The sequence below is a fragment of the Novosphingobium sp. HII-3 genome, assembly GCF_002916655.1.
Lineage (GTDB): Bacteria > Pseudomonadota > Alphaproteobacteria > Sphingomonadales > Sphingomonadaceae > Novosphingobium > Novosphingobium panipatense.
In genome coordinates this window covers 1-12,904 of sequence record NZ_PPSM01000072.1, presented here as the reverse complement: position 1 = coordinate 12,904, position 12,904 = coordinate 1, and the positions used below count along the sequence as shown (strand labels likewise).

General features: G+C 63.9%; 14 protein-coding genes and 3 tRNA genes. 9 read left to right on the top strand and 8 right to left on the bottom strand.

The features are described from left to right. Positions 1 to 54: 54 nt before the first annotated feature. A complete protein-coding gene (gene gap / locus C2R25_RS18170; protein ID WP_103730522.1) occupies positions 55 to 1,062 on the bottom strand; it encodes a type I glyceraldehyde-3-phosphate dehydrogenase in 1,008 nt (335 codons plus the stop codon). Positions 1,063 to 1,078: 16 nt separating this feature from the next. Further along, positions 1,079 to 3,067, bottom strand: a complete 1,989-nt coding sequence (tkt, locus tag C2R25_RS18165; protein WP_103730521.1) for a transketolase — start codon at positions 3,065 to 3,067, stop codon at positions 1,079 to 1,081. Between the two features lie 261 nt (positions 3,068 to 3,328). On the opposite strand from tkt, the gene C2R25_RS18160 reads away from it, so the two are divergent. The 4 genes from C2R25_RS18160 to C2R25_RS18145 all read left to right on the top strand — a co-directional run bounded on the left by C2R25_RS18160 (position 3,329) and on the right by C2R25_RS18145 (position 4,863). Beyond that, positions 3,329 to 3,511 carry a hypothetical protein gene (locus C2R25_RS18160; RefSeq protein WP_103730520.1) on the top strand — a complete coding sequence of 61 codons (183 nt, stop codon included), beginning with the start codon at positions 3,329 to 3,331 and terminating at the stop codon, positions 3,509 to 3,511. After that, on the top strand, positions 3,511 to 3,819 hold the full coding sequence (locus C2R25_RS18155) for a cell division protein ZapA (RefSeq protein ID WP_103730519.1): 309 nt from the start codon (positions 3,511 to 3,513) through the stop codon (positions 3,817 to 3,819). Before C2R25_RS18160 ends, C2R25_RS18155 begins: the two co-directional genes overlap by 1 nt. Positions 3,820 to 3,973: 154 nt before the next feature. After that, positions 3,974 to 4,609 carry a 5-formyltetrahydrofolate cyclo-ligase gene (locus tag C2R25_RS18150; RefSeq protein WP_103730518.1) on the top strand — a complete coding sequence of 212 codons (636 nt, stop codon included), beginning with the start codon at positions 3,974 to 3,976 and terminating at the stop codon, positions 4,607 to 4,609. Positions 4,610 to 4,629: 20 nt separating this feature from the next. After that, complete coding sequence (locus C2R25_RS18145; RefSeq protein ID WP_103730517.1) at positions 4,630 to 4,863, top strand: DUF2842 domain-containing protein; 234 nt, start codon at positions 4,630 to 4,632, stop codon at positions 4,861 to 4,863. 97 nt (positions 4,864 to 4,960) lie between these two features. On the opposite strand, the gene C2R25_RS18140 is transcribed toward C2R25_RS18145, so the two are convergent. After that, positions 4,961 to 5,037 (bottom strand) — tRNA-Asp (locus tag C2R25_RS18140). A 64-nt stretch (positions 5,038 to 5,101) separates the two neighbouring features. Then, positions 5,102 to 5,178, bottom strand: a tRNA-Asp gene (locus tag C2R25_RS18135). Between the two features lie 511 nt (positions 5,179 to 5,689). Between C2R25_RS18135 and C2R25_RS20575 the strand changes: the two genes are divergently transcribed. After that, on the top strand, positions 5,690 to 5,851 hold the full coding sequence (locus C2R25_RS20575) for a hypothetical protein (RefSeq protein WP_158250717.1): 162 nt from the start codon (positions 5,690 to 5,692) through the stop codon (positions 5,849 to 5,851). 98 nt (positions 5,852 to 5,949) lie between these two features. Here the strand turns inward: C2R25_RS20575 and C2R25_RS18130 are convergent, their stop codons facing one another. The 4 genes from C2R25_RS18130 to thyA form a co-directional block, all read right to left on the bottom strand. Next, positions 5,950 to 7,269, bottom strand: coding sequence for a dihydrolipoamide acetyltransferase family protein (locus C2R25_RS18130; RefSeq protein ID WP_103730516.1), 1,320 nt, complete (start codon positions 7,267 to 7,269; stop codon positions 5,950 to 5,952). Between the two features lie 4 nt (positions 7,270 to 7,273). Next, a complete protein-coding gene (locus C2R25_RS18125) occupies positions 7,274 to 8,278 on the bottom strand; it encodes an alpha-ketoacid dehydrogenase subunit beta (RefSeq protein ID WP_103730623.1) in 1,005 nt (334 codons plus the stop codon). Between the two features lie 52 nt (positions 8,279 to 8,330). Beyond that, positions 8,331 to 9,632 (bottom strand): 3-methyl-2-oxobutanoate dehydrogenase (2-methylpropanoyl-transferring) subunit alpha, encoded by a 1,302-nt coding sequence (locus tag C2R25_RS18120; RefSeq protein ID WP_103730515.1) that lies wholly within the window; start codon positions 9,630 to 9,632, stop codon positions 8,331 to 8,333. Positions 9,633 to 9,724: 92 nt separating this feature from the next. Continuing rightward, positions 9,725 to 10,681: a thymidylate synthase gene (gene thyA, locus C2R25_RS18115; protein ID WP_103730622.1), complete on the bottom strand. Its 957-nt coding sequence runs from the start codon at positions 10,679 to 10,681 to the stop codon at positions 9,725 to 9,727. A gap of 173 nt (positions 10,682 to 10,854) precedes the next feature. On the opposite strand from thyA, the gene C2R25_RS18110 reads away from it, so the two are divergent. The 4 genes from C2R25_RS18110 to C2R25_RS18095 all read left to right on the top strand — a co-directional run bounded on the left by C2R25_RS18110 (position 10,855) and on the right by C2R25_RS18095 (position 12,829). Further along, positions 10,855 to 10,931: transfer RNA gene (locus tag C2R25_RS18110), tRNA-Pro, on the top strand. A gap of 110 nt (positions 10,932 to 11,041) precedes the next feature. Continuing rightward, positions 11,042 to 12,064 (top strand): site-specific integrase, encoded by a 1,023-nt coding sequence (locus C2R25_RS18105; RefSeq protein ID WP_103730514.1) that lies wholly within the window; start codon positions 11,042 to 11,044, stop codon positions 12,062 to 12,064. A gap of 3 nt (positions 12,065 to 12,067) precedes the next feature. After that, positions 12,068 to 12,274, top strand: coding sequence for a hypothetical protein (locus C2R25_RS18100; protein WP_103730513.1), 207 nt, complete (start codon positions 12,068 to 12,070; stop codon positions 12,272 to 12,274). A gap of 96 nt (positions 12,275 to 12,370) precedes the next feature. Then, positions 12,371 to 12,829 (top strand): DNA methyltransferase, encoded by a 459-nt coding sequence (locus tag C2R25_RS18095; protein ID WP_369825722.1) that lies wholly within the window; start codon positions 12,371 to 12,373, stop codon positions 12,827 to 12,829. Positions 12,830 to 12,904 lie beyond the last annotated feature (75 nt).

Below are 12,904 nucleotides of genomic sequence, written 5' to 3'. Positions count from 1 at the left end.
GCGAACGTCTGCGCCGCGCGATGCCGATGAGGCGCCCCGTCACCATCGCAGGTTTTAGAGCAGGCCGCCCATGACGCCAGCCGTGTCGACCATGCGGTTGGAGAAGCCCCACTCATTGTCGTACCACGAGAGTACGCGCACCAGCTTGCCTTCGAGCACGGCCGTTTCCAGACTGTCGATGGTGGACGAGTGCGAATCGTGGTTGAAGTCGATCGATACGAGCGGCTCTTCGGTGTAGCCGAGCACGCCCTTGAGTTCGCCTTCCGCAGCCGCCTTGAGCAGTGCGTTGACTTCCTCGGCGGTGGTGTCGCGCGAGGGCACGAAGGTCAGGTCGACGACCGAGACGTTCGGGGTGGGAACGCGGATCGACGAACCGTCGAGCTTGCCCTTGAGGTCGGGAAGAACGAGGCCGACGGCAACGGCGGCACCGGTGCTGGTCGGGATCATGTTCATCGCGGCAGCGCGCGCGCGACGCGGATCGGAGTGGATCTGGTCGAGGATCTTCTGGTCGTTGGTGTACGAGTGGATCGTGGTCATCAGACCGCGCTCGATGCCGATCTTCTCGTGCAGGACCTTGGCGAAAGGCGCCAGGCAGTTGGTGGTGCACGAAGCGTTTGACACAACGGTGTGCTCGGCGGTGAGCTGGTCGTGGTTGACGCCGTAGACGACTGTCAGATCGACGTTCTTGGCCGGAGCCGAGATCAGTACGCGCTTGGCGCCGGCTTCGATATGCTTCGAGGCGGAAGCCTTGTCGGTGAAGAAGCCGGTGCACTCCAGCGCGATGTCGATGCCGTTGGCGGCATGCGGCAGGTTCGCCGGATCGCGCTCGGCAGTGACCTTGATGCGCTTGCCGTTGACGATCAGGTCGTCACCATCGACTTCGACGGTGCCGGCGAAGGCGCCGTGCACGCTGTCGCGCTTGAAGAGGAGAGCGTTCGCCTTGGCGCTCGCGAGGTCGTTGATCGAAACCAGTTCGAGGTCATGGTCGGTCCGCTCGAGAATGGCACGGGCAACATTACGCCCGATACGTCCGAAACCGTTGATCGCAACCTTGGTCGCCATGTATATCTCCTCCTACTTAAGCGCTGAGCTGGTCCATGATCTTGGGAACGATGGCATCGACCGTGAAGCCGAAGCGTTCGAAAAGGACCTTGGCCGGGGCCGACGCGCCGAAGCGGTCCAGGCCAATGTTCAGGCCGCCATTGCGGCTGAATGCAGTGAAGCGTTCCCACCCGTGCGTGACCCCCGCCTCGATCGAGACGCGCAGGATCGACGGATCGTTGGGAAGAATTTCGTGCTTGTAAGCCGAGTCCTGCGCCTCGAACAGCTCCATGCACGGCATCGAGACGACGTCCGCGCCGATAGCCTGCGCTTCAAGGGCGTCGCGCACCTTGACCGCCAGCTCCACTTCGGAGCCCGTGGCGATGAGGATGACCTTGCGATCCCCCTTTGCCCGGCGAAGGGTGTAGGCGCCGCGAGCCGAGAGCATGTCGCCCGAGGTGCGTAGCTGCGGCAGGTTCTGACGCGTGAGCGCCAGGACGGAGGGCGTTTCCGCCGATTCCAGCGCAAGCTGCCAGCACTCGGCGGTCTCGATGACGTCGGCCGGACGGAAGACGTTGAGATTGGGGATGAGGCGCAGCGACATGACCGTTTCCACCGGCTGGTGCGTCGGTCCGTCTTCGCCGAGACCGATCGAATCGTGCGTCAGGACGTAGATCACGCGGGTCTGCTGCAGCGCCGACATGCGGATGGCGTTGCGGGCGTAGTCCGAGAAGATCAGGAACGTGCCGCCGTAAGGGATGACGCCGCCGTGCAGCGCCATGCCGTTCATCGCGGCGGACATGCCGAACTCGCGGATGCCGTAGTACACGTAGCGGCCCGCGTAGTCTTCCGCCGTGAACGGCGCCTGACACTTCGCCTTGGTGTTGTTCGAACCGGTGAGGTCAGCCGAGCCACCCACCATTTCCGGCACCAGCGGTGCCAGGACGTTCAACACGTTTTCCGACGCCTTGCGGGTCGCGACGTTGCTTTCGCCCTCAAGCCAACCCGCGAAGGCCTTTGCAGCCTCGTCACCGGAGGGCAACTCGCCGTTCATGCGACGCGTGAATTCCGCCGCCTTGTCCGATGCAGAAAGCCGCGCCTCCCACTCGGCCCGGAGCTTCGCACCCCGTTCGCCCAGCGAGCGCCAGTCGGCCAGCACTTCGGCCGGGATCTCGAACGGAGCCGAGGTCCAGCCAAGGTGACTGCGTGCTGCGGCGATCTCGGCGTCGCCAAGCGGCGCGCCATGGACATCATGGCCCCCCTGCTTGTTGGGCGCGCCCTTGCCGATGACCGTGCGGCACGCCACCAGCGTCGGCTTGCCGGAAGCCGCAGCCTGGCCGAGCGCCCGCTCGATGTCAGCGAAATCGTGTCCATCGCACTCGAACACGTCCCAGCCGGACGCACGGTAGCGCGCGGGGATGTCCTCGGAGGTCGAGAGCGAAGCGTCGCCATCGATCGTGATCTTGTTATCGTCCCACAGAACCTTGAGACGGCCCAGCTTCAGCGTACCGGCAAGCCCGACCGCTTCGTGGTTGACGCCTTCCATGAGGCAGCCGTCACCGGCGATCACCCAGGTGTTGTGATCCACCAGATCGTCCCCGAAGGTGGCAGCGAGATGACGCTCGGCCATGGCCATGCCCACGGCCATCGCCACGCCCTGCCCCAGCGGACCGGTCGTGCATTCGACGGCTTCGATCAGGAAATTCTCGGGGTGACCGGCGCAGACAGAGCCCAGCTGGCGGAAGTTGCGGATGTCGTCCAGCGTCGGGCTGGCGTACCCTGCGAGGTGCAGCAGCGAGTAGATGAGCATCGACCCGTGGCCGGCGGAGAGCACGAAGCGGTCCCGGTCCGCCCACTTGGGCTGCGAGGGATCGAACTTCAGGAACTTCGCGAAGAGCACCGTTGCAACATCGGCCATGCCCATGGGCATGCCGGGGTGACCGCTGTTGGCGGCCTGAACCGCATCCATCGACAGCGCCCGAATGGCGTTGGCCATCGGCGCAAGGCGGTCGGAAGCGAGGGTCATTGAAAAACTCCGGGTACGCGGGAATGCAGGGCGATTCGTACTTTGCGAACCCCTTTAGGGAGAGGTCGCCTCCCGTCAAGTTCGGCTCCCCTATTCGCGTGGCTGACGCCCTGAATCGTACCCGTTCGCGCCCGGTCGACCATGCTTTCGAGGTCAGATCGTCGCGCTCGGCGCACTTGTGGCGCGATGCTTGCCCAAAAGGTTGTGAACAACGCGGCTCAACTGCTTGCCTGGCGACCACAATGCAGCCAGCGCTGAACCATGGAAAAGGCCCCTGCCCTGCTGGCGCTCGACCGGATCGACGCCGCCCTGGCGCGGATCGAGGCAGCCGCGTCGAGCAACTTCGGTCGCGACGAAGACCTGCGCCGCCGTCACGACGATCTCAAGCAGAGCGTCGCGCGTTCGCTTGCCGGGCTCGACCAGCTTCTGGAAGGGCGCGGCTGATGGGCAACGTCACGCTTTCCATCGGCTCTCGCGAGTTCACCTTGGCCTGCTCCGACGGCGAGGAAGGCCATATCCGGCGGCTCGGCGAGGTCGTGGACGCCAAGGTCGCTGCTGCCGGCGCTGTCGGACAGACCGAATCGCGCATGCTGCTGTTCGCAGCGCTCATGCTGGCCGACGAACTCCACGAACTGCGCGTTCGCCCCGCTGTCAGCGCCATCCCCGATGAAGTGGGAGAACGCCTGGCCGCGCTTGCCGCGCGTGTTGAAAATCTTGCCGACCTTCTTGAGAGTGACGCGCCGAACGCCTAACTAGGTTTCGACGGGATCTGCCCGGCACGAGCCGTTCGAACATCCCTGAGGCTATAAGCAATCCATTGGGAGCTGTCCCTGCCCGGATCCTGGTCCGATGCACATGGTTCCCACCTGACGTCGAGGCGTCAGAGGATTTCTAGGAAAACGACCCATGGTGGACCCGTCACCCCCCATCGATCCGGCAACCGGCGAGGCGCGCGCCGGTGATGCGGCCGCGGCAAAGGCCGCGCTGCGCCAGCACTTCCGGCAGCTTAGGAGCGAGCATGTGAAGGCGCTGCCGCAGACGCTGCGCGCCCTGATCCTCAATCGCCCGCCCGCGCCGATCGCCACGATGCTGCCCGAGGGGTCGACTGTCGGCCTCTATCATCCGGCAGGGGCCGAGGCGCCCGCGTTGGGCTGGGCGCGGTGGCTGTCGGAGAACGGCCGGCCCATTGCCCTGCCCTTCTTTGCCGCGCGGGATGCTGCGATGGAGTTTCGCACCTGGAGCAATCCGTGGGATGATGAGGCCCTGGAGGTCGGCCCGTGGCGGACGCTCCAGCCTTCCAGCCCCGAAGAGCGTGTCATTCCCGACGCGGTCATCGTCCCGCTCGTGGCCTTCACCGCCGACTGCCACAGGCTCGGACAGGGCGGCGGGCATTACGACCGCTGGCTCGCGGCAAATCCGGACGCCATCGCGATCGGACTTGCATGGGACTGCCAGTTGGCCGAGGAACTGCCTGTCGAAGCACACGACCAGCCTCTGGCAGCCGTGGTCACTCCGACACGGATATACAAAGCACACGATTGAGAGACAGAGAGGGCCCTGCAATGCGCGAAGCACCCACATGGCGAATTCCGTTCGGGGTGCTCCTGCTGGTCCTCGCGCTGGGCATCTATTCGATCGCCGTCGCCACGTTCGTCCCGCCGCTGATCGGCACCTGGCACGCACTGGCGCAGACCCCCGTCTACATCCTCTTTGGCGTGATCTGGCTGCTCCCTCTCAAGCGCTTCCTGATCTGGATGGAAACCGGACGCTGGAGCGCCCCCGCCGCCGCCGAATAGAGGCAGACTTCAAAAAGCCAGACGTGCAGATACGAATAAGGCCGGGCAAAGCCCGGCCTTTTCATCTCCATCGCTGTGGGACCACTTCAAGAAGAAGTGGCGCGAGTGACGGGGCTCGAACCCGCGACCTCCGGCGTGACAGGCCGGCACTCTAACCAACTGAGCTACACCCGCGCAGCGATATCATGTTTACCGGTTTCCCGGCCCGACTGCCTAAGCAGCCGGTATTTTTCCCAAGTGGCGCGAGTGACGGGGCTCGAACCCGCGACCTCCGGCGTGACAGGCCGGCACTCTAACCAACTGAGCTACACCCGCGTTCTTGCGGTTGCGTCCGCTTGGGAGCGCCGCCACTAGGCCAGCCTCGCAGGGCTGTCAACGGCTTTGCGAAGCGCTTTTCGATTTTTTCTGAAAAAGCAAAATTCGGCCGTCTTTTCAGAGGGTGAACCGGAGTATTCCTCCCCAGGCAAGGCATTCCGGCAGCAGGCCTTTCACACACGAAACCGATGGTCGGGCTCTCTCGTACTCCCAGTTGCGCCGCTTGCCCGCTGACAGCCACTCGACAACCGTGCGATCGGTCTCCACCGGGCGACCGCCGTCCTGGCCCGGCGATCCATTTCAGGACATCGCGTCTGTGCGAAGGAGCGAAGCCGTCGAGCGTTCGCTGTGCACCCGAATTTTCGGCCAAGGCGGCGAGTTCTCCGGGATAGGAATATCAGGCTTTGGAGCACGCGGCGGGCGTAGGCCGCCTGAAGGGATCCACGCCCTTGCCGCCCCGCGAGTCTGTCGCGCAGTTCCGCTTCAATGGCAGATCGGACCCGGTTCGCACGTGGCCGAACTGGCCTACGGCCTCGCCCTGCTGATCTTCGCCGTGGATGACGAACGTGCAGTGCGCCGTGAATGGGGCCACGTCCGCCACATTTCTGCCGGCAACGGTGAAGTGCGGCATACTCACTTCACCGTCTCCTCGGCATCCGGCAGCGCGGCGTGAGCCATGCCGCCCAGGTGCTCGAGAATCGGACGGCGAAATCCGCCGCTGCAACGATGTATTCGTCCACACGCGGATCCCGCCCGATCTCAAGTCGTAACTTATCCTGCAAGAATGAGCGCGGGAGCCTCTATAAGCGTCTTCAGGTCCTGCGCGAAGCTGGCTGCGTCCCAGCCATCGACGACCCGGTGGTCGCAGCTGATCGAGATGTTCATGAGCTTGCGCTTCTCGATCCGCTCGACGCCGTCCGCGCCCTTGACGAACATAGGCCGCTCCACGATCCGGTTAGGGCCGATGATCGCGACCTCCGGCCGGTTGATGACGGGCGTGGTCGCCACGCCGCCCATGGGGCCTAGTGAGGTGACGGTGATCGTCGAGCCGGACAGTTCGGACGACTTGGCCGAACCATCGCGCGCCGCATTGGCAAGGCGGGCGATCTCGGTCGCCAGCTGCCACAGGTTGCGGTCCTGTGCGTCGCGGATCACCGGAACCATGAGGCCGGCGGGCGTCTGCGCCGCCATGCCGAGATGCACCGCACCGTGGCGCGTCACCACGCCGGCCTGATCGTCGTAGTGCGCGTTCAGCATCGGATACTGCGGAAGCAGCCTGCAGATGGCGGTAATCAGGAACGGCAGCATCGTCAGCTTCGGCCGCTCGCCACGCCCGGCGTTCAGCTGGGCACGCGTTTCCTCCAGCGCCGTCACGTCGAATTCCTCGACATAGGTGAAGTGCGGGATGTTGCGCTTCGACGCAGCCATGTTCTCCGCGATGCGGCGGCGAAGACCGATGACGCGGACCTGCTCGTCCTTGCCGCGCCCGGCTGCAGCACGGAAGCCTCCCCCGGTGTTGTAAGAGAGGAACGCGTCCAGATCGCCATGACGCACGCGGCCATCCTCGGCCGACCGCACTTCGGCGAGGTCGATTCCGAGATCCTGCGCGCGCTTGCGCACGGCGGGGCTGGCCTGCACCTTGGCGGCACTGCTCCTGCCCTCCGCCGTCTCCGTAGTCTCCTTGGCGGCGACAGGTTCGGGCGCAAGGTCGGCGGGCGGCTTGGCGGCAGAGTCCGGTGCCGCAGCGGCAGCGCGGTCCACATCGCCGGCATCCGACGTCTCGGCCTCGATCCGCTCTGCAACCGCTTCCGCCTTGGGCGCAGGCGCCTTGCCCTCCTCGTTGCCGCTGCCTTCCACCTCGATGACGACGAGAGGCGAGCCGATTGCAATGACATCACCCGCCATGCCAGCGACTTCGACGACGGTGCCCGACACGGGGCTTTCCATCTCGACCGTGGCCTTGTCGGTCATCATGTCCGCAAGGCGGCCGTCTTCCTCGACCGTGTCGCCGACTTTCACGTGCCAGGCGACAATCTCGGCCTCGGCAATGCCCTCACCGATGTCGGGGAGCCTGAAGATATAGCGTCCCATGCAATCAATCCTTCAAGAGCCGGTCCACCGCCTCGCCGATGCGGACGGGACCGGGGAAATAGGCCCACTCAAGGCTGTGGGGATACGGAGTGTCGAAGCCGGTGACGCGCTCGACAGGCGCTTCGAGGTGATAGAAGCAACGCTCCTGCACCAGCGTGACGAGTTCGGCGCCGAAACCGGAGGTGCGGGTAGCCTCGTGTATCACCAGGCATTTCCCGGTCTTCTCCACGGACTTTTCCACAGTCTCGATGTCGAGCGGGACAAGGGTGCGCAGGTCGATGATCTCGGCGTCGACCCCCTTCTCCGCCAGGACCGCCTCGGCCACATGGATCATCGTGCCATAGGCGAGGACCGTCAGCGCCGACCCTTCCCGCACGATGCGCGCCTTGCCGAGAGGGGTGCGGTAATAGCCCTCGGGAACGAGACCACCGGGATGGCCTTTCCAGGTGCGCGACGGCTTGTCGTAGTACCCGTCGAAAGGCCCGTTGTAGATGCGCTTGGGCTCGAAGACGATGACAGGGTCGTTGTCCTCGATCGCTGCGATCAGGAGGCCCTTGGCATCGTAGGGCGTGGCCGGGATCACCGTCTTGATACCCGCCACGTGCGTGAACAGCGCCTCCGGGCTCTGACTGTGGGTCTGCCCGCCGAAGATGCCGCCGCCGAAGGGCGACCGTACCGTGATCGGCGCGGTGAACTGTCCGGCCGAGCGGTAGCGCATGCGCGCCGCTTCGCTGATCAGCTGGTCCAGGCTCGGGTAGATGTAGTCCGCGAACTGGATCTCGGGCACCGGGCGAAGGCCGTAGGCCGCCATGCCCACCGCCGCGCCGATGATGCCGCACTCGTTGATGGGCGAATCGAACACGCGGTTGCGACCGAATTTCTTCTGCAGGCCCGCCGTCGCGCGGAACACGCCGCCGAAATAGCCGACGTCCTCGCCCAGGATGACGATGTCCGGATCGCGCTCCATCATGATGTCGAGAGCATCGTTGATGGCCTCGATCATGTTCATTTCGCGCGCGGGCGCGTCAGTCAGGGTTTCGGGCATGTTCATGGGGTTTTTCTCAGACATCCCCCTCCTCCTTCCACTCGGGCCATTTTATCTGCCGCTCGCGGATGGCCTGGGCGGCCTGCTCCTCGAGATGCCAGGGAAGCTCCTCGAACACGTCCTCGAACATGGTGTGGAACGGATGATGGAGACCATGGCCCAGCACGCCGTTCTTCTCGGCCTCCTTTGTGGCCGCCTTCACATGCTCGACCAGCTCGCGGTCCATGGCGTCCTGCTGCTCTTCCGACCACTCGCCAAGAGCGATCAGGTGCTTCTTCAGGCGCATTATGGGATCGCCCAGCGGCCATTCCTCGCGCTCCTGCGCAGAGCGGTACGCGCTGGGATCGTCGGAAGTGGAATGCCCTTCTGCGCGATAGGTGAAATGCTCGATCAGCGTCGGGCCCTGGTTCGCGCGGGCACGGTCCACCGCCCATTGCGAGGCGGCGTAGACCGCCAGCGCGTCGTTTCCGTCCACGCGAAGACCGGCAATGCCATAGCCAACCGCTCGGGCGGCGAATGTCGTCCGTTCAGCCCCGGCAAAGCCCGAGAAGCTGGAGATCGCCCACTGGTTGTTGACGACATTGAGAACGACCGGCGCGTTGTAGACGGCCGCGAATGTCATGGCCGCGTGGAAGTCACCCTCGGCGCTCGACCCTTCGCCAACGAAGGCCGAGGCGATGCGCGTATCGCCCTTGATGGCGCTCGCCATGGCCCAGCCCACGGCCTGCGGGAACTGCGTCGCCAGATTGCCGGAGATGGTAAAGAACCCGTAATCACGCGACGAATACATGATCGGAAGCTGACGCCCCTTCAGGGCGTCACCGCGATTCGAGTAGATCTGGTTGACCATCTCCACCAGCGGATAGCCCCGGGAGATGAGAACCCCCTGCTGGCGATAGGTCGGGAACACCATGTCGTCTTGCGCCAGCGCCTGGGCGTGAGCGACGGAGATCGCCTCCTCGCCCGTACACTTCATGTAGAAGCTGGTCTTGCCCTGCCTCTGGCCGCGATACATCCGGTCGTCGAAGGCGCGGGTCAGCGCCATGTTCCTCAGCATCCGTCGCAACGTCTCGGGATCGAGGCCGGGATTCCACGGGCCTACCGCCTGATCCTCTTCGTCGAGGACGCGGATCATGTCGGTGGTCATCGGCCAGGTGTCGCTGGCCGGGCAATTCTCGTCCGGTCGCGACAGCTGGCCGGCCGGGGGCACCGGAAGGTGCGAGTAATCCACAAGGTCTCCGGGCCGGTAACGCGGCTCCGGGACATAAAGTTCAAGCGGCGGCAGGTTGCCGCCTTTCCGTGCCGTATTCTCGGCCATTTGACACTCTCCCGCCAAGGTCGGGCCGTCAGAACCTTGAGAAGCAAAATTCTACGGTTAAGTCATAATATTTCAAACCTTGGTAATGTCAATCAGACCGCCACCGGTGCCGCGATATGAGCCTGGGGTGCGTAATCCGTCACTTCGAAGTCCTCGATGCGGTAGCCGAAGATCGAATCGGGCTGCCGCAGGATTGTCATCCTGGCTTCCCCTTCCGGCCGCCGTGAGAGCTGCTCTTCCACGAGCGCCGCATGGTTGAGGTACAGATGGACATCACCGCCCGTCCAAACGACCTCCCCCGGTTCAAGGTTGCATTGCTGCGCCATCATGCGCGTGAGAAGCGCGAGCGACCACATGTTGAAGGCAAAGCCCAGACCAAGGTCACAGCTGCGCTGATAGAGGAGGCAGGAGAGCCGTCCGCCCGCGACGTGGAACTGGTAGGTCTTGTGGCACGGGGGCAGCGCCATGGCGTCCAGTTCGGCGACGTTCCACCCTTCGATGATGTGCCGGCGGCTACCCGGGTTGCTGCGCAGGCTGTCGATCACCTGCGCGACTTGGTTCACGCCCGGCCCCCGCCGGAACAGACCATCCTGCACCGGCTCGTACGTGGCCCAGTCGACCCACTGCTTCCCGTACACCGGTCCGAGGTCGCCCCAGGCCGCAGCAAAAGCCGCGTCGGCCACGATCCGGGCGGAGAAATCGGGACGGCTGATGTCCTCGCCCGTTTCCCGGCGGTAGCGGTCGAGCGGCCAGTCCGTCCAAATCTCCACGCCTTGCGCGCAGAGCTGGCGGATATTGGTATCGCCTGTCAGGAACCAGAGCATCTCGCGCGTGGCGGTCTTCCAGTAGACGCGCTTGGTGGTAAGCAGCGGCATGGCGCCGCCGGACAGGTCGAACCGGATCGTCGCGCCCATAATCGATCGCGTGCCGACGCCTGTGCGGTCCACGCGCTCGTCTCCGTGTTCCCAGATGTGGCGCATCAGGTCGAGATACTGCCATTCCCAGTGCGGCACGGTGGTCGAAGCGGCGTTGAGCGGTGTCGTCGTCATGAGCACGGGCTTATCGGCCTTGCGCCGAAAGTTGAAGCCCGAGAGCGCCCTGCCGGCGAGAGCCGCCCCGTTTTGCCGGCGGCGAACTTTTTTGCTCAGCCCCCTTGCCACCCCCAAAGTCCCCCTATATAGGCGCGCTCCTGCCCAGGGCGGTCTTCGGAACGCCCTCCGGTCGGGGAGTAGCTCAGCCTGGTAGAGCACTGTCTTCGGGAGGCAGGGGCCGGAGGTTCGAATCCTCTCTCCCCGACCATTTATTTCTTTGAAAAATCAAGTTGTTGGCGCACCGCTCATTGCAGGGCGGTCGCCACAACTTCTGCGTCTTCGGCGCTCCGATCACAACTCGATCACACGGAGCAAGGAATGGCGACTATCACCAAGCGGAAGAACGGCTGGTGCGTTCAAGTGCGACGCAAGGGATACGCGGCGCGGAACAATACCTTCCAGACAAAATCAGAGGCCCTTGCATGGGGCCGGGAGCAGGAAGCCTTGATCGACAAGGGCCAGCTTCCAGTCTCCGAAGCCCAACTCAAGGTGACGAGGCTGGCGCAGCTCATTGAACAATATCGGTCGACCATTACCCCCACCAAGCGCAGCGCGGAATCGGAACGCCTGCGGCTAGGTCGCATGATGGGCGACTTGATCATGGACCGCCTCCTGATCGACCTGAAGCCGGGAGACTTTGCGGCCTACCGCGACCGGCGACTGGCGCAGGTCAAGCCGGGAACGGTCAGGCGGGAACTCTACCTGTTTGCCAACGCCGTCGACATTGCGACGAAGGAATGGGGCTATCCCTTCCGCAGCAATCCTGTCCGTCTAATCAGCCTCCCCATTGCCAATGACGCTAGGGACCGGCGCTTGGAGGACGGCGAAGCGGAAGCCCTGCGCAAGGCGCTCTCGGCCAACCGCAATCCTTTCATCCAACCGATTGTCGAACTTGCGATCGAGACGGGTCTGCGCAGGCGCGAAGTGCTGGAACTGACATGGAGCAACGTGGACGCAACACGCAGAGTTGCCTTCATTCCCCAGACGAAGACAGGCCAATCGCGCACCATCCCCCTTACCGACCGCGCCCTCACCGTCGTCGCAGCCCTGCCCCAAGGTGACGATGATCGGCTGTTCCCTATCACTCTCAATGCCTTCAAGCAGGCTTGGAAACGGGTACAGAAGCGTTCAGGCCTTGAAGACCTTCGCTTCCACGATCTGCGACACGAAGCCCTCTCCCGATTCTGCGAGCTGGGATTATCCGTTCCCGAATTGTCAGTGATTTCCGGTCATAAAGACCCACGGATGCTGTTCCGCTATGCCCACCTGAGGGCCGATGATCTGGCTCGCAAGCTGGCCGGTCGAGAATGGGGCGCAGAAGTCCGTCAGGCGGGAGCGTAAGCCATGAAGCGATACGATGATCGGAAGTCCTCACGGGAACTGTGCAGCGAACTGGAAGGCATTCAGCGGGCGATAGAGGGCGACCTGTGCGGAGACATTGAAGAACTTCGCGTCAGGGTCGGGGAGGTTCGAGCAGCGGTCGGGAGCCTCGTTATCCCGGCCTACCTGAGCGCCTTCGCCCTGATCGCCATCGCCTACCGCCTCTGGTAGCGACGACTCTGGAAATACGGGGGGAGGTCCCTTCCCCTTCCCCCACGTTCTTGTCTATCTCCCCAGCGACTTGTGAACTCCTGCGCTGGATGACTGATGCCCACACTTCAATGGTGGACCCGCGATGATGATGTGAAGGCGGCGGATGCGGTGCCCTATCGGCTGTTGGAAGAAGTGCCCGAACTGGGCGCGGGCGATCCCGATGCGGGCAACATGCTTATTCAGGGGGACAACCTTGAGGCGCTGAAGGCACTGCTGCCGTACTACGCGGGGCTGGTGAAATGCGTCTACATCGACCCGCCGTACAACACGAAGTCGGCCTTCGAGCATTACGACGACAATCTGGAACATTCGCAGTGGCTCGCCATGATCTATCCGCGCCTTGTGCTGCTGCGCGAGCTGCTGGCGGAAGACGGCAGTATCTGGGTGTCCATCGACGACAATGAGGGGCACTACCTCAAGGTCATCATGGATGAGGTGTTTGGGCGGTCTAATTTCATCGATGCGTGTTTCGGAAAGTCCCGGACAGCGATTCCGGTAAGTCGCGGACAGTGATTTCAGAAAGTCCCGGACAGGCATTTCGCTAAGTCCCGGACAGTTTGTGCGGTTGGTCATTGGGTGCGCCGGTTT